Annotated in this window: 21 protein-coding genes, 1 tRNA gene and 1 other RNA gene; 11 read left to right on the top strand and 12 right to left on the bottom strand. The window is 56.5% G+C overall.

The features are described from left to right. Nucleotides 1–14: 14 nt before the first annotated feature. On the top strand, nucleotides 15–665 hold the full coding sequence (locus HY36_RS12965) for a GIN domain-containing protein (protein WP_035553610.1): 651 nt from the start codon (nucleotides 15–17) through the stop codon (nucleotides 663–665). 45 nt (nucleotides 666–710) lie between these two features. On the opposite strand, the gene HY36_RS12970 is transcribed toward HY36_RS12965, so the two are convergent. Both HY36_RS12970 and rpsD read right to left on the bottom strand, forming a co-directional pair. Continuing rightward, nucleotides 711–1,538, bottom strand: coding sequence for a PPK2 family polyphosphate kinase (locus HY36_RS12970; RefSeq protein WP_035553612.1), 828 nt, complete (start codon nucleotides 1,536–1,538; stop codon nucleotides 711–713). A 76-nt stretch (nucleotides 1,539–1,614) separates the two neighbouring features. Beyond that, on the bottom strand, nucleotides 1,615–2,232 hold the full coding sequence (rpsD, locus tag HY36_RS12975) for a 30S ribosomal protein S4 (RefSeq protein WP_035553614.1): 618 nt from the start codon (nucleotides 2,230–2,232) through the stop codon (nucleotides 1,615–1,617). A 167-nt stretch (nucleotides 2,233–2,399) separates the two neighbouring features. Between rpsD and HY36_RS12980 the strand changes: the two genes are divergently transcribed. Together HY36_RS12980 and HY36_RS12985 are read left to right on the top strand one after the other, a co-directional pair. Continuing rightward, entirely contained in the window at nucleotides 2,400–3,215 is an 816-nt protein-coding gene (locus HY36_RS12980) for an SDR family NAD(P)-dependent oxidoreductase (RefSeq protein WP_035553616.1), read from the top strand. 248 nt (nucleotides 3,216–3,463) lie between these two features. After that, nucleotides 3,464–4,552: an NAD-dependent epimerase gene (locus HY36_RS12985; RefSeq protein ID WP_051602783.1), complete on the top strand. Its 1,089-nt coding sequence runs from the start codon at nucleotides 3,464–3,466 to the stop codon at nucleotides 4,550–4,552. Here the strand turns inward: HY36_RS12985 and HY36_RS12990 are convergent. The 3 genes from HY36_RS12990 to HY36_RS13000 form a co-directional block, all read right to left on the bottom strand. After that, entirely contained in the window at nucleotides 4,549–5,079 is a 531-nt protein-coding gene (locus HY36_RS12990) for a flavin reductase (protein ID WP_051602811.1), read from the bottom strand. The two genes, HY36_RS12985 and HY36_RS12990, sit on opposite strands and share 4 nt — an antisense overlap. A gap of 169 nt (nucleotides 5,080–5,248) precedes the next feature. Then, nucleotides 5,249–5,323 (bottom strand) — tRNA-Gly (locus HY36_RS12995). A 129-nt stretch (nucleotides 5,324–5,452) separates the two neighbouring features. After that, entirely contained in the window at nucleotides 5,453–5,917 is a 465-nt protein-coding gene (locus tag HY36_RS13000) for a winged helix-turn-helix transcriptional regulator (protein ID WP_035553618.1), read from the bottom strand. Nucleotides 5,918–6,259: 342 nt separating this feature from the next. On the opposite strand from HY36_RS13000, the gene HY36_RS13005 reads away from it, so the two are divergent. From HY36_RS13005 to HY36_RS17895, 4 genes are all read left to right on the top strand, one after another. Continuing rightward, the gene (locus tag HY36_RS13005; RefSeq protein ID WP_035553621.1) at nucleotides 6,260–7,114 is read left to right on the top strand and encodes an esterase-like activity of phytase family protein; all 855 of its coding nucleotides are present in this window, start codon (nucleotides 6,260–6,262) and stop codon (nucleotides 7,112–7,114) included. A 72-nt stretch (nucleotides 7,115–7,186) separates the two neighbouring features. Continuing rightward, nucleotides 7,187–7,345, top strand: a non-coding RNA gene (gene ssrS, locus HY36_RS18205) — 6S RNA. Between the two features lie 59 nt (nucleotides 7,346–7,404). After that, nucleotides 7,405–8,016, top strand: coding sequence for a 5-formyltetrahydrofolate cyclo-ligase (locus HY36_RS13010; protein ID WP_035553623.1), 612 nt, complete (start codon nucleotides 7,405–7,407; stop codon nucleotides 8,014–8,016). A 137-nt stretch (nucleotides 8,017–8,153) separates the two neighbouring features. Further along, nucleotides 8,154–9,101 carry a family 16 glycosylhydrolase gene (locus HY36_RS17895; RefSeq protein WP_162175997.1) on the top strand — a complete coding sequence of 316 codons (948 nt, stop codon included), beginning with the start codon at nucleotides 8,154–8,156 and terminating at the stop codon, nucleotides 9,099–9,101. On the opposite strand, the gene HY36_RS13020 is transcribed toward HY36_RS17895, so the two are convergent. Next, entirely contained in the window at nucleotides 9,085–9,411 is a 327-nt protein-coding gene (locus HY36_RS13020; RefSeq protein ID WP_035553625.1) for a DUF1476 domain-containing protein, read from the bottom strand. The genes HY36_RS17895 and HY36_RS13020 overlap by 17 nt on opposite strands. Before the next feature lie 172 nt (nucleotides 9,412–9,583). Here HY36_RS13020 and purC point away from each other — a divergent pair, with 172 nt between their 5' ends. The 4 genes from purC to HY36_RS13040 all read left to right on the top strand — a co-directional run bounded on the left by purC (nucleotide 9,584) and on the right by HY36_RS13040 (nucleotide 12,390). Further along, nucleotides 9,584–10,357 (top strand): phosphoribosylaminoimidazolesuccinocarboxamide synthase, encoded by a 774-nt coding sequence (gene purC / locus HY36_RS13025; protein ID WP_035553628.1) that lies wholly within the window; start codon nucleotides 9,584–9,586, stop codon nucleotides 10,355–10,357. 216 nt (nucleotides 10,358–10,573) lie between these two features. Further along, on the top strand, nucleotides 10,574–10,816 hold the full coding sequence (gene purS / locus HY36_RS13030; RefSeq protein ID WP_035553630.1) for a phosphoribosylformylglycinamidine synthase subunit PurS: 243 nt from the start codon (nucleotides 10,574–10,576) through the stop codon (nucleotides 10,814–10,816). 138 nt (nucleotides 10,817–10,954) lie between these two features. Continuing rightward, nucleotides 10,955–11,557, top strand: coding sequence for a TetR/AcrR family transcriptional regulator (locus HY36_RS13035; RefSeq protein WP_051602812.1), 603 nt, complete (start codon nucleotides 10,955–10,957; stop codon nucleotides 11,555–11,557). 26 nt (nucleotides 11,558–11,583) lie between these two features. Further along, a complete protein-coding gene (locus HY36_RS13040; protein ID WP_035553633.1) occupies nucleotides 11,584–12,390 on the top strand; it encodes a lysophospholipid acyltransferase family protein in 807 nt (268 codons plus the stop codon). Nucleotides 12,391–12,459: 69 nt separating this feature from the next. Here the strand turns inward: HY36_RS13040 and HY36_RS13045 are convergent, their stop codons facing one another. From HY36_RS13045 to sufC, 6 genes are read right to left on the bottom strand one after another with little or no spacing between them, the layout of a single operon-like run. Then, nucleotides 12,460–12,954, bottom strand: coding sequence for a DNA-deoxyinosine glycosylase (locus HY36_RS13045; RefSeq protein WP_241764207.1), 495 nt, complete (start codon nucleotides 12,952–12,954; stop codon nucleotides 12,460–12,462). Between the two features lie 7 nt (nucleotides 12,955–12,961). Beyond that, the gene (locus tag HY36_RS13050; protein WP_035553636.1) at nucleotides 12,962–13,318 is read right to left on the bottom strand and encodes a HesB/IscA family protein; all 357 of its coding nucleotides are present in this window, start codon (nucleotides 13,316–13,318) and stop codon (nucleotides 12,962–12,964) included. A 35-nt stretch (nucleotides 13,319–13,353) separates the two neighbouring features. Continuing rightward, a complete protein-coding gene (locus HY36_RS13055) occupies nucleotides 13,354–13,737 on the bottom strand; it encodes an SUF system Fe-S cluster assembly protein (RefSeq protein WP_035553638.1) in 384 nt (127 codons plus the stop codon). Between the two features lie 7 nt (nucleotides 13,738–13,744). After that, a complete protein-coding gene (locus HY36_RS13060; protein WP_035553640.1) occupies nucleotides 13,745–14,968 on the bottom strand; it encodes an aminotransferase class V-fold PLP-dependent enzyme in 1,224 nt (407 codons plus the stop codon). Continuing rightward, the gene (locus HY36_RS13065; RefSeq protein ID WP_035553644.1) at nucleotides 14,965–16,191 is read right to left on the bottom strand and encodes a SufB/SufD family protein; all 1,227 of its coding nucleotides are present in this window, start codon (nucleotides 16,189–16,191) and stop codon (nucleotides 14,965–14,967) included. Before HY36_RS13065 ends, HY36_RS13060 begins: the two co-directional genes overlap by 4 nt. Next, complete coding sequence (gene sufC, locus HY36_RS13070; protein WP_035554019.1) at nucleotides 16,188–16,949, bottom strand: Fe-S cluster assembly ATPase SufC; 762 nt, start codon at nucleotides 16,947–16,949, stop codon at nucleotides 16,188–16,190. Before sufC ends, HY36_RS13065 begins: the two co-directional genes overlap by 4 nt. Nucleotides 16,950–17,061 lie beyond the last annotated feature (112 nt).

Genomic DNA, 17,061 nt, shown 5'->3' on the forward strand with positions numbered 1-17,061 from the left:
AGGAGGCCCTTCCCATGAAAAAGCTTGCCCTCATCACATCCGGACTGGCGGCGCTGGCCGTATCAGCAACCATGCTGCACGCTGCCGCCGATGCCCCCAAGGTTTACAAACTATCCGGCTTTGACGAACTGGATATATCCGCAGGTGTTGACGTCAAATTCGTCCGGGCACCGGAATATTCCGTGACTGCAGACTTCACACGTGGAGGCCCGGAAGACGTGAAAGTCCGTCTTGATGGTGACCGGCTCTATCTTTCACGCAAGTCGACAAGCGGTTGGGGCGACAAGGTGCGCGTGAAATTCACTGTCACCGCTCCGAACCTCGAAGAGATTGAGGCAAGCTCCGGATCGTCCCTGCTTGTTGAAGGGCTGGAAGAAGGCAGTGTGCAACTGGATGTCTCCAGCGGCGCAGCAGTATCAGTGTACGGCACATGCTCCAGCTTGAAGGTGAAAGCCAATTCCGGCGGCAGCGCCAACGCCAAGGGACTGGAATGCGGCTCTGTCTCCGCAAAAGCCAGCAGTGGTGGATCAGTCAAGGCATTTGCCAGTAACGCCGCGACGAGCAAGACGTCGAGCGGTGGCAGCGTCGCCATTTATGGTAACCCCACATCTCGCTCAGCGAACAAATCCATCAGCGGTGGCTCAACGTCCTTCCACGGCGGCTAACTCAATCAGTGCACAGAGGGGGAATCACCCCCCTCTTGCCGAATGTCAACCGATATCAAAATCAGCCGGATTGTAGCCGGGGTTTGGCCATTCCAGGCTCAGGTCTTCCAACGCGCCCCGCACCAGCCGCGCGATCATCGCGTTCCGGCGTGTGCGGCTATCGGCCGGCACCACGTACCAGGGCGCATGTTCCGTGGAACAGCGCTCAACCGCTGTCTCATACGCCCCCATGAATTTCGCCCAGTCCTTGCGATCTTCTAGATCTCCCGGATTGAATTTCCATAGCTTGTGCGGCTCCACCAGTCGCTCAGCCAGGCGTTCGCCTTGTTCTTCATAGCCGACGTTCAGCATGCATTTGACGATCACCACCCCATTTTCGGTCAGGTGCTTTTCGAATGCATTGATCTGATCGTAACGGCGCTCGACGTCTTTCGCGCTTGCAAAATTGCGAACTTTGACGACCAGCACATCTTCATAATGCGAACGATCAAAGATGCCGATATTTCCTTTCTTCGGAACCGCATTGTGGACGCGCCACAAATAATCCCGCGCAAGTTCGTTCTTGCTGGGCGCTTTGAACGCCTTCACTTCCATGCCCAGAGGCGTGGTGTCTGCGAACACGCTGCGGATGGTTCCCGATTTGCCAGCCGTATCCATTCCCTGCAGCACCACGAGCACCGACTGCTTCTTGTGCGCATAGAGCATGTCTTTCAGTTCGTTGATGACCGCGGCGTCCTTTTTCAGACTTGTCTTCGCATCTTCCTTGTCATCGAACAGGATTGGGTCGCGGGTCGGTCTGGCAGCCAGTGAAAAGGACTGGCCCGGCTTCGCGATCAGATGCTGACGGACATCATCGATATCGGGAATGTTCATGAATTTTGGTTCTCCAATGAAAAAGGCCGCACCAGTCTGGCGCGGCCTTTTGAATTCTTCAAGGAATTCAGCCCTCTTACGAGGAGTAGAATTCGACGACCTGAGCAGGTTCCATCTGCACCGGATATGGCACATCAGACAGTTCAGGCACGCGAACGAAGGTTGCCGTCATCGCTTTCGGGTCAACGTCAACATACTCGGGAATGTCGCGTTCGGCACTGCCGAGAGCTTCCAGAACCAGAGCCATATTGCGGGACTTCTCGCGGATCTGAACCACATCGCCTGGCTTCAGGCGCGCAGAACCGATGTTGCAACGACGACCATTGACCAGAACGTGGCCGTGATTGACGAACTGGCGCGCTGCGAAGATCGTCGGCACGAATTTCGCGCGGTAAACGATGGCATCGAGGCGGGATTCCAGAAGACCAATCAGGTTTTCGGACGTGTTGCCTTTCAGGCGGTTGGCCTCTTCGTAAATGCGAAGGAACTGCTTTTCCGTGATGTCGCCGTAGTAGCCTTTCAGCTTCTGCTTGGCCATCAGCTGCAGACCAAAGTCAGACGTCTTGCTGCGACGGTTCTGACCGTGCTGACCTGGCTTGTAGTTGCGCTTGTTGACGGGGGACTTCGGACGGCCCCAGATGTTTTCACCGACGCGACGGTCGATTTTGTACTTCGCGCTATGGCGACGTGACATGGTAGTACCTCATTGTCGACGCAGGCCGGTGGGCGACGCTCATTCGCACCCACGATTTCAACGGCGGCTCTGCACCATCCCGTTATCAGGCGGCGGGTAAACCCGAAAACCACTGGCAGGTCAAGCCACACCGCTGCTACACATTCCGCAAAAAGCGGGAGGAAAACATGGCTCAAATTGAAGGCAAGGTCGCTATTATCACTGGCGCGGCAAGTGGGATCGGCAGAGCGTGCGCAATCGTGCTCGCTCGGGAGGGCGCGTGCGTCGTCGCTACGGATGTGGACAGCGAGGGCCTGCGTGACACGGAAAAGCTGGTTTCCGACGCTGGTGGCAAGATTCTTACGCTTACTCAGGATGTGACAGACGAGGCTGTCTGGGAGGACGTTTTCACCGAGGCCACAGAAAAGTTCGGAACGCCCTCGGTGCTCGTCAACAATGCCGGCATTGCCATCGCAGGCGGCATCACTGATTTCACGCTGGACGACTGGCGGCGACAAATGGCGGTAAACGTAGACAGTGTGTTTCTCGGCACGCGCGCCGCCATGAACGCCATGAGCAGTGGCGGCTCCATCATCAACATCTCGTCGGTCGCCGGCTTGCGCGGTGCGGCTGGGGCCAGCGCCTATTGCACGTCAAAAGGGGCTGTTCGCTTGTTTACAAAAGCCGCCGCTGTTGAATGCGCTCAGATGGGCACAGGGATTCGCGTGAATTCGGTGCACCCCGGCATCATCGATACACCCATCTGGCAGAAATCGATCACGCGGATGACTGAAGTCATGGATGAAGAGCGCATATCCGCCCTTACCGCGCATTCCGGGGCAAACCAGATGGACGTCGAAGCAATCGCCTCGCAGTCGAGCCCAATGGGGCGCGCAGGCCGTCCGGAGGAGGTTGCCGAACTCATCCTGTTCCTGGCGTCAGACGCATCGAGCTATATCAGCGGCCAGGAACATGTTGTCGATGGCGCCATGACGGCCCGCTGAGCTGTTGGAATATACATCCAACTTCTACAGCACGGTCCCTACCCGTCTCGCCAAACCTGGTCTAATGACTTCGCACGGTTGGATTAATTCATCTGAGCGCAGATGTGGAGCCGACGCACCAACCTGGCGGCTGCGCGTCTGAGTGGGACTCGCTCTGGTACTTTGGACAGACCAATGAGATAGGGTCTGCAACAGAACAGAATACCACTGGCTTGCGAACCAGTGCGTGGGAGACGAGCAACAGGCGCATGTCAGCAGTTGATCAAACTGAAGAGAACCCGTCCGCCAAGACCGGTACATATCTCGTCACCGGTGCCGCCGGGTTTATCGGGTTCCATGCGACTTGCCGCCTTCTGGAACAGGGCATTGAAGTCGTCGGCTTGGACAATCTGAACGATTACTATGACCCGGCCCTGAAACAGGCACGGCTCGACGAGATTGCGCGCGTATCCAGCCGCACCGGGACACGGTTTGACTTTGTGAAAGCCGATCTCGCAGACAAGTCCGCCGTCGATGCCTGTTTCAACTCGCACCATTTCAGCCGCGTCATCCATCTGGCCGCGCAAGCTGGCGTGAGGCACTCGATCGAGGCGCCTGATGAGTACGTCTCATCTAACCTCGTCGGATTTGCCAACATTCTCGAAGCATGCCGGAATGCGAAGACACCGCATCTGGTGTATGCGTCAACGTCTAGCGTCTATGGCGCGAATGACGACACGCCCTACTCAGAACACAGGGGCGCGGATCATCCACTCCAGCTGTATGCCGCCACCAAACGAGCCAATGAACTGATGGCGCATGCCTACAGCCATCTCTATAATATACCGACGACAGCGCTGCGCTTCTTTACGGTGTATGGCCCCTGGGGCCGCCCGGACATGGCACTCTTCCTCTTCACAGAAAAGATCCTGAAAGGCGAGCCGATCCCTATCTACAATGAGGGGCAGCTGGAGCGCGACTTCACTTATGTCGACGATATCGTCGAAGGCGTCCTGCGTGTAGCGGCTGATGTGGCAAAGCCAAATCCCGAATGGGATGCGAGATCTCCAGACCCAGCGACATCAAGCGCACCGTTCCGAATACTCAATATCGGAAACAACGAACCGGTACCATTGCTGGACTTCATCGACGCCCTGGAAGACGTACTCGGCAAGAAAGCGATACGTGACCTTTTACCCATGCAGCCGGGAGATGTGAAACGCACCCATGCCGACGTGTCGCTGCTGAAGTCCGCAGTGAACTACAACCCGACCACATCAGTGCGCGAAGGTGTCGGGCGTTTTGTTGACTGGTACCGTGCTTTCTACGGAGTGCCGGGCAATACGAACGACGTCTAATCAGGCTTCACAGTGGTGCGATACTCACGGCTGGCATAGATCAGCGAATTTCCCGTGTCTCCCAACACCGTATCGATCACTTCGCCAATGCAGACATGGTGCGTCCCGACCTGATTATGGGAAACCAGTTTGCATTCAAAGGCGACCAGAGAACCGGCAATAACCGGCTGGCCGAACTTGCCGGATTGCCACTGGGTGCAATCAAACTTGTCCGCAAATGTGTCCCGCTGCATGCCCGCAAATACGTCGGCGACAAGAGATTGATCGTCCTTCAGCACATTGACGCAGAACGTGCCATTGCCCAGCAGGACCGGCGTCAAGGATGACGACTCATTGATGCAGACCAGAAGTGTGGGGTTCGGCGTATCGGCACTCACTGACGACATTGCAGTTGCCGTGGTACCTGCCCGACCAGCTTTGCCATCTGTCGTGATGACATTCACCGTTGCCGCAACGAGGCTCATCCCTTCCAGAAAGCGCTGGCGAAGAGACGCGGCAACTGGGTCTGTATGGCTCGGTTCACTCATAGTCGCTGCTTTCATCCTTACCGGCCTCACCTTGATGCCTCATCTGTTGATATTGAGGTAAGGTGTACACATCTCGCGGCAATGGTCTTGTCTCTGCGCGCACGGTTACGGTCAAGCCAGCAACGCTGGGGAACCGCAAGAGCGGTGATATTCAATAGTATCGAGAAATTGGAGCGGGCGATGAGATTCGAACTCACGACCCCAACCTTGGCAAGGTTGTGCTCTACCCCTGAGCTACGCCCGCATCCTTATTGGGGTATTCACGACGTCTCCGCCGAGAGGCGTGATAAAGCGCATCAGACCGGGCAATGCAAGACGGAAAATCCGCGAAACTGCACAATTTGATGGTTGGGCTTGAGACAGCTGTGGAAACCTAACCGCGAAGCACCGGACGGATCTGGTCGGGCCGCACTTCCCGTCCTTCCACGTCCACGAATGCTGCACGTATAGCGCTTTTCGACCCGGCCTTTGTAAAGCTGATCGGCGGCGCCTCTCCCTGACCAAGCCAGGCATCGCCCCATTGGGTCAAGCCGATCAGGATCGGTCGCAACGACAATCCGGTTGCTGAAAGGACATATTCAGGGCGCGCGCGCTTCCCTGGTGCTTTGTATGCCTTTTTTGTCAGCAGTCCTGCGTCGACCAATTTCTTCAACCGACCCGACAGCACTGTGCGTGGACACCCGAGTTCAGACTGAAAATCGTCAAATCGACGGACCCCATAAAGCGCCGCCCGCAGAATCAGCAGGGTCCAGCGATCGCCTATCAGGTCGATGGCCTTTGCGAGATTGCAGGTGTCCGGCGGAACCGGTGAACGGCGGGCGAGCGGAATCTGAGACATGCGCCTGTTTTGTATAGGTTCGCATTCTAAATCCAGATCAATTCCCTATTCCTGCCTTAAATTTTCGGTCAAAAACTCATGTTCTGGCAAACAATGAGGCCGCCCATGCACTTCCTTCGCACTTCTGTCCTGACAGGCCTCCTCGGCGCTTTGATATCCTGCGCCGCGCCGCAGGATCATGGTTCGGCTAGCCTCCCTGCTACACAACAGTCACACACCCTACCGTCCTCAATTGAACTACATCGACAGTCTTGCCCGGCAGGCACAACATATGCGTCTCCAAACAAATTCACGATCCGGTCTGAGCCCGTCCCGCTTGCGAACAGGCCAAGTCAGGCGGCATTGCCGCCCGGTGTACGGTTCGCCGGTGGCTGGTCCCTGACCTCCCCACACGCCGAGTTCGGCGGATTGTCAGGAATCGAGATTCTGCCGGATGGCAGGCTACTCACTGTATCTGACGTGGGGGCCTTTATCTGGATCGGGATGGCAAATGGCGCTCCGGATGGGACTGGCGAGATTTCCTACATGAAGGGTCCCAACGGCCAGATCCTGAGGGGCAAGCGCGATGGCGATTCCGAGGGGTTGGCCTTGGCAGACGGACTTGCTTTTGTGAGCTTTGAACGGCGCCATCGCGTGGCTGCGTTCGACCTGGAAACTTGCGGCGCGTCTGCTCGCGCAGCCCCGTTCACTGAATTGCCCAGCGAACTCTCAGGAATCAGAATCAAGGAAAATTCCGGCGCAGAAGCTCTGTCTGCCGGCAAGGTCATGATTGCGGGATACGAGCAGCTTATCGATGGATACTCACCTCTCGTATCCGTCTCGAAGGGGGGATCAAGCACAGAACTGCTTGCCCCGGCGAAGCGTGATTATAACGGTCCGCTTGTTGGCATGACGAACACAATCATGCTGGGCGACGCGGCCACTGCCGGGTCCGTCGTCTACAGTCTCCGAAGATCCTACAATCCGGTGTTCGGCAACCGATTGACCGTCGAAGCCGCGTATGAGGATGCCGGAGGCGCAAGTCGTCGAGCGTTGTTTGAATTGAAGCCACCCATGAATGTGGACAATTTCGAAGGCATTTCCGCAGAGACGTTGAACGACGGCACACATCGGCTCTGGCTAGTTTCTGACAACAATTTTTCCGACCAGCAGCGAACACTGTTGTTTGCTTTCGACCTCATCGGCGAAGCTCATTGACGGTTATCGACAAAAGGCGACAGCGGGCCCCCTTACAATCATCGGGGCAGCGGATTACATCCTGAATCAGCATGAGGGCTGCGACGTTTGCGACGGACTGATCTCCGGCGACCTTAATTTCCGTCAGGGAGCTGGCATTCTGGTCCGGACCGTGGTCCGGGCTCACCCGGCGCCCACCTAGTATCTAGGTTGACGGGAGTGAATATGCCCCGCGGCGTTCGTGGTTCTCATGCGCTCGAACAAGTTTCCGTGACTTGTGTTTAACCAACTGGCCAAATAGGGACGCCTCGATGGACAAGACAGACCTTCGACACCGCATGCGGACCCTACGCGCAGAGGCGGCCGCACGAGATCCCGACGCGGCCGAAACCCTGGCGGACAAGTTTCCCATGAAACTCCTTGAGCGCTACGGCCCTGTGGTGGCCGGCTATGTTGCCATCAATGAGGAACTCGACCCTTCGCCCCTGATGCAAAAACTCGCCAAGGCTGGTGCGGAGCTGTGCCTGCCGCGGATTGAAGATTCTGGCGAACTGACTTGGCGGTCCTGGAACTTCGGAGAACCCCTAGAGCGGCGACCGTTTGGCTTGTCGGAACCTTCCGCCGACGCACCGCTGGGTCAACCCACACTGATTCTGACACCGCTTCTGGCGTTTGACGGAATGGGAAACCGCCTCGGATATGGCAAGGGGCATTATGACAAGGCTCTTGAGCGGCTGAGAGAAGACGGCAGAGCATTCGCTTGTGCGGTTGCCTACGCTGCACAACAGATAGAGACCGTTCCCGCCGAACCGCACGATCAACCACTTGATTGGGCAGTGACGCCAATTGGGTCGGTGCCGCTATTCATGATGCGGAACCTGAAAAGTCTGGCGGAATCGGACGAACGCAGTTCCAGCAGCTAAAACCGGCTTGTCTCTTGCGAACGTGATCTTCACGGTAAACGCAAGGTGAAAACATGCCCCGTTTTGGTCAAATTCGAACATCTTCCCCCAAGGCACCTGCTCCATTTCAACACATCACATTGATTGGTAGCGTTATCATGGCGGTCGCCACGGGTATCATGGTGTATTCCAATGGTGGTCCTGAACGCGCCTCCCAAAGTGTTCAGCCTCCAGCAGCCCAATACTACCCGGTAAATCGTGCCACCCCGGACTTGAGAGGCCGCACGGAGCTTGAACCGCTGGAAATCGCTCCTGCCAAGCCTGTGCCCGTCAAACCCGCAGTCAAACTGCAGGCGAACTCCGGCGCCGCCATGCTAGCAGACCTCAAACGGGATAGCCTGGAGACATCATTCTGGGCGTCCAACACCGAGCGTGGGCACGATTTCTATGGAGGCCGCTGGGCAGCCGAGAACATCAAGACGACCGATGACGGATTAGAGCTTCAGGTTCAGCATGAACCAACGCCCGCATCTCCCTTCTCAATGGCCGAGTTCCGATCACGAAAAGAGTATGGATACGGCCGATACGAAGCCGTTTTGCAAATTGGCAAAGGATCCGGGCTGGTCTCAGCCTTCTTCATGTATACGGGCCCCTACGCCAACACGCCGCATGACGAAATCGATATCGAATTCCTTGGAAAGGACACCACCAAGATCGAATTCAATTACTGGCGCAGCGGCCAAAAGGGTGCACATGCCGTTTTCGATCTTCCATTCGATGCATCAGAAGCGCCGCATCTGTACGCGTTCGAGTGGACACCTGATCAGATCACCTGGTTTGTTGATGGTGAACCATTTTACTCGACCAAACCCGGCGATACAAAAATACCGACGCACGCTGGCCGCATGTATTTCAGCCACTGGACGGGTGTGCCCGCGATGGCGCAATGGCACGGGAAGCCCAAATTTGCGTCAGGCGAGGCAACGAAAGTGAGTTGCGCATCTTTCACGCCGCTTGGCGAAGATGCGCCCTCCTGTGCTGACACGTTCGATCCGAATCAGATTGGCGAACGGCTAACCTATGCGGGGCTTATTGCGCATCCTTGAGGATCTGCTCGCGCGCAACCGGCAGCAATTCTGCCATTTGCTCCCGAATACGGGCGTCGGTACGGTCGATACCGGCCGCGTCGAAGTCGGCCCGTACCTTGCGGAACACATCATCATCGCCCGGCTCTTCCAAGTCGGACAACACAACAGTTTTCGCATACGCTTCAGCGTCTGATCCCGTAAGACCCATGAGGTCTGCCGCCCAGAAGCCAAGAAGCTTATTTCGGCGGGCCATGACCTTGAACTGGGTTTCCTGATCCAAAGCGTAACGGGCTTCCTCTGCGCGCTCGCGATCGTCAAATGTGCTCATCTGAAATGGCCTTTCTGAACGGTGGTCTGTGAGTCGTGCATATAGGCGCTCAGATGAGGTGTGCGCAATAATTGTTTCTTTGAGCAGATTGGCGTAACAGGTTCGCTTTCCGGGGGCGGCTGAAAACGATTCCTGTTACAGCTACCCGGCATTCAGCAGGAGGCCCGGCCGCATGAGCAAGAAGCGCATAATCTATGAGGGCAAGGCAAAGATCCTCTATGAGGGTCCAGAGCCAGGCACGCTCATCCAGTATTTCAAGGATGATGCGACGGCCTTCAACGCCCAGAAGCGTGCGGTTCTGGACGGCAAGGGCGTTCTGAACAATCGCATCAGCGAGTTCATGATGACCCGCCTTTCCGCGGTCGGTATTCCGACGCACTTCATCCGCCGACTCAATATGCGCGAGCAATTGGTGAAGAAAGTGGACATCATCCCGCTGGAAGTCGTCGTGCGGAATGTCGCCGCTGGTACGTTGTCCAAGCGTCTCGGCATCGAAGAAGGCCAGGTCCTGCCCCGTCCAATGGTTGAGTTCTACCTCAAGGACGATGCACTCGGCGATCCGCTTGTCACTGAAGAACACATCGCCGCATTTGGTTGGGCGACGGCACAGGAATATGAAGATCTCATTTCGCTCTCGCTGCGCGTGAATGACTTCATGTCCGGCCTGTTCGCGGCGGTAGGCATTCGTCTTGTCGATTTCAAACTGGAATTCGGCCGCTACTATGAGGGCGACAACGAAATTCCACGCATTCTGCTCGCCGATGAAATCAGCCCCGACAGCTGTCGGCTTTGGGACTTCGAAACCGGCGACAAGCTGGACAAGGACCGGTTCCGCCGCGACCTTGGCGGTGTCACGGAGGCATATGCGGAAGTCGCCAGACGTCTCGGCATTCTGAAAGAGTCAGGCGAAACGGACAATGTCGTCAGCTTTAATGGCGGCAAATAGCAATCTGCTGGTTTACACGGTCATATAGGAATTTCGGTTTATGCCATCGTCTGCTCAAACCAAGTCAACAGCTTCGGCTACTCGTAACTCGAAGCTTGTGCCTGTGATCTCTACCGCAATCGTACTTATCGCTCTCGCTACAGCGGTAAGCTTGTTCCAATAGGCACTAAATCGGGGTAAGTGGGCTCGACTCAGACTTCCTCAGGAGACCTTCGCATGAAAGCCATCGTTCACGTCGCACTGAAGAATGGTGTTCTGGACCCGCAAGGCAAGGCTGTCGCGGATACACTTGCGCGCATGGGTTACAAGGAAGTCGAAGCTGCACGAATAGGCAAAGTCATTGAACTGGACCTGGAAGACGGCCTGTCATCTGATGCTGCAGAAGCGCGGGTGAAAGAAATGTGCGAAAAGCTTCTCGCAAACACGGTAATTGAGAGCTACCGCGTCGAATTCGCCTAGCCAATCCAGCCCCCCACTACATTGATATCACTGCGAAGATATCCTTTCGGCCGAGGCAGATCAGCGATGTGAGCAAGTATTCACTTGCATTGCATGCTGCGCGATACTAAATTGTCCTGCACAAATATGGAGGGCCAGATGGCGAAAGCGTCAAGCACCGAGCAAGCGAAAACCAAGCCACGCGCCCGCAACGCCCGGCCAAAGATCGAACGCGCCGCGCTCAAGCTGTTCATCCATGAAGGCATCGATGCCGCCACGACGCGCGAAATCGCCGAAAAGGCCGGAGTGTCGGAGGGCGCGCTTTATCGGCACTACAAAGGCAAGGACGAGCTCGCGCTCTCCCTGTTTATGGAGACACATAACCGCCTTGGTGCGATGATGGCAGAGGCGTTGACTGGCGACGGGTCGCTCGAAGAAAAGGTACATGCGGCGGTAAAGGCGTACTGCGAACTTGCCGATGAAGACTTCCTGCTCTTCTCGTTTCACCTTGTGTCACTCAACCGCTTTCTGCCCTACGACAAACGCCGCGACGACGACCCGGTGTCGATCACCGAAAAGATCATCGCCGGTCTGATGAGCGAAGGGCATATTCCAAAAGGCGATCCCGCCCTCAAAGCTGCGATGGCACTCGGCGTCGTCATGCAATCTGGTCAGAACAAGATTTACAATCGCCTTCCAGGCCCATTCTCACAACATGCCGACGCCATGTCCCGCGCGGTCATGTGCGTACTGAAATCGTAGGCTATTCTCAAGAAGGAGTGGGACACATGCGCGGCATTGTTTTTACGCTCGTCTATTATCTGCTGTCCGCCCTTTACGTGTTGGCATCGCTGCCGTTTCTGATCCTGCCAGGGCATACGCCCGTACGCGCCATCATCAGAAGCTATACACGCGCGATGAATCTGAATTTGCGATTTGTCGCCGGGATTCGCAAAGAGGTGCGCGGGCGGGAAAATCTGCCAGACGGCCCGTTTGTGATCGCAGCCAAACACCAGAGCTGGGGGGATGGCTTCCTGATTTATCCCGAAGTCAGAAATCTGGCCTTCGTGACAGGCGACCATCTTGAGAAATTCCCGCTCGTTGGTGGCATATTGCGGAAACTTGGCGCGATCGTCATCGACACATGTGGCGGCGGAGACCGCAAGGCCGCCTCTCTCAAGGAAGGTATGCAGCGCGCAAAGCAGGAAGGACGCCGCGTCCTGATCTATCCAGAAGGCCATCTTGCGCCTGTCGGGTACCATTTCCGCTACAAGGCCGGCGTCTGGCATATGGCCCAGGCGATGAATGTTCCAGTAATTCCGGTTGCGACCAATATTGGCCTGTTCTGGCGCCAACAGGAACGTCACAAAACGCCTGGCACGGCAGTGATCGAGTTCCTGCCGCCGATCAATCCAGATATGCCGAAGCAGGAATTTCTGGCCAAGCTGACCGATGTAGTGGAAAGTCAAACTTCCAAGCTGGTCGCCGAAGCGACCGGGACTCCGGAAGCTGACAGTGTTTTAGTTCCTGACCCTCCCAAAGGAATGGAAGCCAGGCCCGGAGGAGATGATATCGCGGCCTTCGGAGGCCCCTAACGAAGACTCGAAGTAGTTCACCCTCAACAACTCTTATAAGCCGGTGCATACATATGCACGATCAAGACACTAGTCTAACGCACACCGCCAACGGTCAAGCTTCTCCCCATACCGCATCGCTGCGTATGCCGGACTTGTTGATGGGACAGCTAAAGCGCGCAACTCCGGAACGAGTGGCTGAACATATTTGCCATAGCTTCTCGCCGCCGTTCCGCCATTCAGCAGAACGCGTGAGATGCGCGGAAACATCTCGAAGAATTTCGCGAAATCGTTCGGAACCTCGTCCCGAATGTTTGAATCGAGACTGCCTTCCCGGCGACAGAGTTTTAGCACATCCCAAACTGCAACGCCGTGATTGATGAGAATGGAGCGCCGCGCCTCGTATGGCAAACTTGGCTGCGCTCCAAACACATCGCCCATGATAGGCCAGAACGCGTTGCGAGAATGGGCATAATACTGCCCAGCTTCCAAAGAGGCGATGCCGGGCATACTTCCGAGAATCAGAATCTTCGCGCCCGGTCCGGCAAGGGGCTGAAAACTCTGGATGTATCGCGTGTTGCCCACCACCAAATCAGGCGGTCGCGGGGACAATCGTTACGCTTTCGCCGCAGCCGCAGGCGTCGGTCTGATTTGGATTCCTGAAGACGAACTTCTCGTGCAGTGGGGTGACTTCATAGTCCACCTCACTGCCCAACAAGAACAGCACCGCTTTGGCATCGATCACGATGGTTACGCCGTTGTCCTCGACGACTTCGTCTAGAGGCTCGGGCGCTTCGGCATAGTCCATGACATATTCCATGCCCGCACAGCCGCCATTCTTCACGCCGACCCGAAGGTATCCGGCGCCTTTTTCTTCCATGATCTCCTTAACGCGCTCTGCCGCAGCGTCAGAAAGTTTCACGGGTTTGGGTCTGGGTCGTCTGGCCATGGCAATTACATAGGAACGAATACGTTCCGCTTCAATTAAAGCATGTTCAATGCAAGGCGGGCTTCGTCCGACATGCGCGAAGGGTCCCAAGGCGGATCAAAAGTGAGGCGCACCTCAACATCCTTGACGCCGTCGACGGTTCGCGCAGCCGTTTCCACCCACCCCGGCATGTCGCCGGCTACAGGGCATCCTGGCGCTGTCAAAGTCATATCGATGTCGACCTTGTAGTCATCATCGATATCTACTTTGTAAATCAGTCCCAATTCGTAGATATCTACAGGAATTTCCGGGTCGAACACGGTCTTGAACGCGGCGATCAGATCATCAGTGAGACGGTTGAGCTCAGCCTGAGGGATGTTTGCCCCCGGCTCAGCGCCTGACACATCGACCATGTCGTGAGATGTCATATCATCTGCCATGCGTCACCTATACCAGCATTTCGCGCGCCTTGGCGAGCGCTTCAATGAACACGTCAACCTCTGCAGGCGTATTGTAAACAGCGAAACTTGCACGCGCAGTTGCGCTAACGCCAAGGTGCTCCATCAGCGGTTGTGCACAATGATGTCCGGCCCGGATCGCAATGCCGTACCGGTCGAGGATCTGCGCGAGATCGTGTGGATGCGCCCCTTGCAGGCTGAACGACAGGACAGCTCCCTTGCCCGGTGCCTCGCCATGAATGGTCAATCCATTGACGCCTCGAATGCCCTCATAAGCACGGTCATACAAGGCGTTCTCGTGCGCGATCACGTCGTCATGATTGAACGCAGTCATCCAATCCAGTGCAGCTCCGAGACCAATCGCTTCAAGTATTGGCGGTGTGCCAGCTTCGAACTTGTGCGGCGCAGTATTGTAGGTCACGCGGTCGCGACTCACGATTTCGATCATCTCACCGCCCCCCTGATAAGGGCGTGCGCGATCCAGCGCTTCGTCAGTTCCGTACAACACGCCGATGCCAGTTGGGCCGTAAAGTTTGTGACCCGTCATCACGTACCAGTCGCACCCGAGCGCCTGAACGTCGACTTTCATGTGAACCGCCGCCTGGCTGCCATCAGCCAGAACTTCCGCACCGACATCATGCGCCAACCGGCAGATCTCGGCCATGTCTGTTACGGAGCCCAACACATTGCTCATATGCGTGATGGCAACCATACGGGTCTTGGGCCCGATAGCTTGCGCGTACTCATCCATGTCCAGAGAGCCGTCGGCATTCAGGCCCACCCACTTTAGCACTGCGCCATGACGCTCCCTTAGAAAGTGCCACGGAACAATGTTCGAATGGTGCTCCATGATCGACAACACGATTTCATCGCCCGGCTGAATTCGTCCGGCCAGCGCAGAAGCAACGAGGTTGATACCCTCTGTCGATCCCTTGGTGAAAACAACATTTTCCGTAGCCGGCGCATTCAGAAACGCACGGGCTTTTTCCCGCGCAGCCTCGTACGCCTCTGTCGTTTCATTCGACAAGGTATGGATGCCGCGGTGGACATTCGCATAAGCCGTACGCGACTGATTTGCTATGCGATCAATGACAGCATTCGGCTTTTGGGCGCTGGCAGCATTGTCGAAATACACCAGCGGCTTGCCGTTCACCTCACGCGACAGGATTGGAAACTCTGCGCGGATAGCCTCGAGATCAAATGCCCTGCTCATGCTGCACCCAGCCAGGCCTCAGCCTCGCCCCGCAGCAACTCCTCCAACTCGCCAGCTTCTTCCAGGGCTTCAGCCACAAATGCCTGAGTCAAAAGTGCACGCGCAGTTTTTTCCGGAATACCTCGCTGGCGCATGTAGAAGAGCTGATTGTCATCCAGGGCGCCGCAGGTATTGCCGTGCGCACACTCAACATCATCCGCGTAAATCTCTAGTTCAGGCTTTGCGAAAACGACGGCGCCATCTTCCAGAAGCAACGCCTTGTGCTGCATATCCGCATCCGTGTATTGCCCTGCCGTACGCGGCACAAAGAACTTGCCCTGGAAAACGCCTGTACCTCCGTCCAGAACTGCTCCTTTGGTCAATTGACGTGTCACGCATGAATTCGCGCCGTGGCGCACATGCGTCGTGATATCCGTATGGAGACCTTTTCCCACAAGGTACGCGGCGTTCAGTGTTACGCTTGCGCTTGGCTCCTGGTGGGTGACCCGCGTTTCAAGTCTCGCCAGCTTTGCGCCAAACGAAAGCGTGGTCTGTGTATATTGCGCTTCAGCGTCAAGATGCACCAAGGCCGTGGATGCCACCGCCTCTTCGCGAGAGCCTCGTTGATATATGGTCCGCACCGCAGAGGCATTCTTCTGCAAGCCAAACTCGATCACAGACGCTTCAAGCCCTGCTCCGCCCAGATGACTTTCAGAAACTGTTACAGCCATCCCCGGACGCACGACGATCACAATGCGTGCAAAACTTGCTTCGCCTGCGCCGCTGAACTGGAAGTGCAGACGTGGCAGGTCTGAAGAAGTGACCTCAAGAAGCACTGTCGCCGGTCGCGATTTTTCGCCTGCAAGTGACGCAGCCAACGCGCCCATCGGCACGTCTTCGGCGGCACCCAGCGCTTGCGCCTCGCCCTTCTCGAACACGCTCAATCCGTTCGGCAAATCTGCCGGTGCCTCGAAACCAGTTGGCGTGAACTTGAACACAAGCGCGCCGTCATACGGAATCGGATCTTCCACGGATGCAGTCGACGGGCGATCCAACGTCGTCAATGCGGCCTTGAAGTCAGTCCACTTCCACGCTTCCATCCTGCGGTTCGGCAAACCAGATTGCGCGAAAGCACCAAACAGGCGTTCGCGACGCACATCTTCAGGCTGCATGCCGTAGCGCGCAACGAGCTCCAGCTCCGCCGCATTCGGATTGGCAATCAGATCCCGCAGGGCTGTGGTCACGCCACCTCCCCGAGGATGCCTTCATATCCTTCTTTTTCAAGTCGTAGCGCCAGCTCCGGGCCGCCAGTCGCCACAATCCGGCCCTTCGAAAGAACATGAACCTTGTCCGGCTTAATGTGGTCCAGCAAGCGCTGATAGTGGGTGATCACAAGCATGCCACGATCCGGCGAGCGCATGGCATTCACACCGTCAGAAACTGTCTTCAACGCGTCGATGTCCAGACCGGAGTCAGTCTCGTCCAGAATCAGGAAGTTCGGCTCCAGCATCATCATCTGGTAGATTTCGAGGCGCTTTTTCTCGCCGCCGGAAAACCCGACATTGAGCGCGCGCTTCAGCATTTCGGCATCCAGTTTGAGAGCCTTACCCACTTCACGCGACTTCTTGATAAAATCCGGTGCGGAAATCTCGTCCTCGCCGCGCGTCTTGCGCTGGGCATTCATCGCGGCGCGAACGAATGTCATCACCGGCACACCGGGAATCTCGACTGGGTACTGGAATGACAGAAATAGCCCTTTGGCGGCGCGCTCTTCCGGATCCATGTCCAGGATATCGTCGCCATTCAACGTCGCTGAACCGCCAGTAACCTCATAGCCGTCCCGGCCAGTCAGCACATAAGACAACGTCGACTTGCCAGCGCCGTTCGGCCCCATGATCGCGTGGACCTCGCCTTTCGGCACCTCAAGGGTCAGACCATTGATGATGGTCTTCGCATCGTCTTCGTCGCCGACAGTGGCGGTCAGGTTCTCAATCTTCAACATGGTGCGCATGTAAGCCCGCTGGATCGTTGGGAAAAGCCCCGGATGCAGGAAATGGCGCGCAGAACCTCCTGAAACAGGTCAGAAAGGTGAAATCTCATCATTTGCCGCACCT

It is taken from the genome of Hyphomonas atlantica corrig., from assembly GCF_000682715.1.
GTDB lineage: Bacteria > Pseudomonadota > Alphaproteobacteria > Caulobacterales > Hyphomonadaceae > Hyphomonas > Hyphomonas atlantica.